At 73.1% G+C, this 1,638-nt stretch carries 1 protein-coding gene; it reads right to left on the reverse strand.

The window, feature by feature from the left end; translation table 11 throughout:
* Positions 1–245: 245 nt before the first annotated feature.
* Positions 246–1,445, reverse strand: coding sequence for a S8 family peptidase (locus WH07_RS35405; RefSeq protein ID WP_046509298.1), 1,200 nt, complete (start codon positions 1,443–1,445; stop codon positions 246–248).
* Between the last annotated feature and the right edge of the window lie 193 nt (positions 1,446–1,638).

Raw genomic sequence — 1,638 nt, forward strand, 5'->3', positions numbered from 1 at the left:
AGCCAGCCCTGCCCCTCCCCCGGCCGCCTCACTCCCGGCCGTCACAAGTCGCCTTCGTCGTACGGGAGTTCTCCCCGGCCCTCGCAGCTCCCCCGGATCCCCCGCAGCGTCGTCCCACAAAGAGCTGCCGGCCCCTCATCGGGGGCCGGCAGCGGCAACGGCGGAGAGCTGCTCCGTACGGCCGGAGCCCCGCCCGCACGGGCAGAGGCCCGCCCGTACGGCCAGGGCCCGGGTCGGAGCCCCGCTCAGAGTCCGCCGGTGTACAGCAGTCGGTTGGGCGAGCCCTTGCTGATGGGCGACACCAGGTTCTTGCCGGCCTGCCCGGCGATCCAGAGCGCGACGTCCTTCGAGCTCGCGTCCGGGTGCTTCTCCTTGTAGAGCGCGGCGACCCCGGCGACATGCGGGCTCGCCATCGAGGTGCCGCTCTGCGCGGCCGAGCCGCCGCCGAGCCCGGCGGAGACGATGGCGGAGCCGGGAGCGTACGTCCATACGCATGCCCCGTGGTTGCTGAAGTCGGTCTCGCGGTCCTTGGCGTCGGTGGCGCCCACGGCGACCGCCTCCGCCGCGCCCGCGGGTGACACGGCGCAGGCATCCGCCGCCTCATTGCCCGCGGCGACGACAGGCAGGACACCCCGGGCCGCGATGGCGTTGACAGCGTCGTCGACCGCCTTGGACGAGGGTCCGCCGAGGGAGGCGTTCAGGACCGCGGGCTGCTTGGCGTTCTTGGCGATCCAGTCGAAACCCGCCAGGATCGCGGCCCAGGTACCACTGCCCCGGCAGTCGAGCACACGCACCCCGACCAGAGACGCCCCGCGGGCCACACCATGGGTTCCGCCGCCCGCGGTGCCCGCGACATGGGTGCCGTGGCCGTTGCAGTCCTGGCCGCCGCGCCCGTCGGACACGGAGTCGAATCCGGCGGTGGCACGGCCGTCGAACTCCCGGTGTGCGGTCTCGATCCCGGTGTCGACGACGTACACCGTGACGCCCTTGCCCGTACCGCTCACACTGAACCGGTTGTCCAGCGGCAGGCGTTGCTGGTCGATCCGGTCGAGTCCCCAGCTCGCCACGGCCCCCCGGCTGCGTCCGGGATCCTGTCCGGACGCGGGCGGGCTGACCGAGACCCGGCCGTCCTCCTCGACCGCCGCGACCCCCGGGAGTTCGCGCACCGCGTCGAGCTGGGCGGGGGTGAGGACCGCGGCGAATCCGCGCAGGGAGCTGTCGTACGTGAAGAGGGGCTCGATACCGAGCTGCCGCGTCGCCTGCGCCGGTGTGACCGCGGGCTTCAGGGTGACGATGTACTGGTGCGGGACCGCCCGGGCGGAACGTTCCAGCGGGACAGGGTCCTCGCGGGGCCCGGCCAAGGCACCGGTACTGCCGAACAGCGGGGCGAACAGGGGCACGAGCAGCAGAAGGGCGGCCGGTGCCCGGCGCGTGCGCAGGCGCATGCGTTCTCCTTGGAAGGACGGGATTCCCTCGCGCACACGGGTGCACGCGAGGAAGGAACACCCGTCCTTCGTCCACACCACACGCACCGCTTGAGCGCCATCGGCCGAATGGCGCAGCCCCCCGCGTGCCCCCGCCGCCCTCGCCTGCCCTCGTATGCCCCTGCCCCTTATCCAACTCTCCGAGCCCACGAGA

Origin of the sequence: Streptomyces odonnellii, from assembly GCF_000981895.1 — a bacterium.
GTDB lineage: Bacteria > Actinomycetota > Actinomycetes > Streptomycetales > Streptomycetaceae > Streptomyces > Streptomyces odonnellii.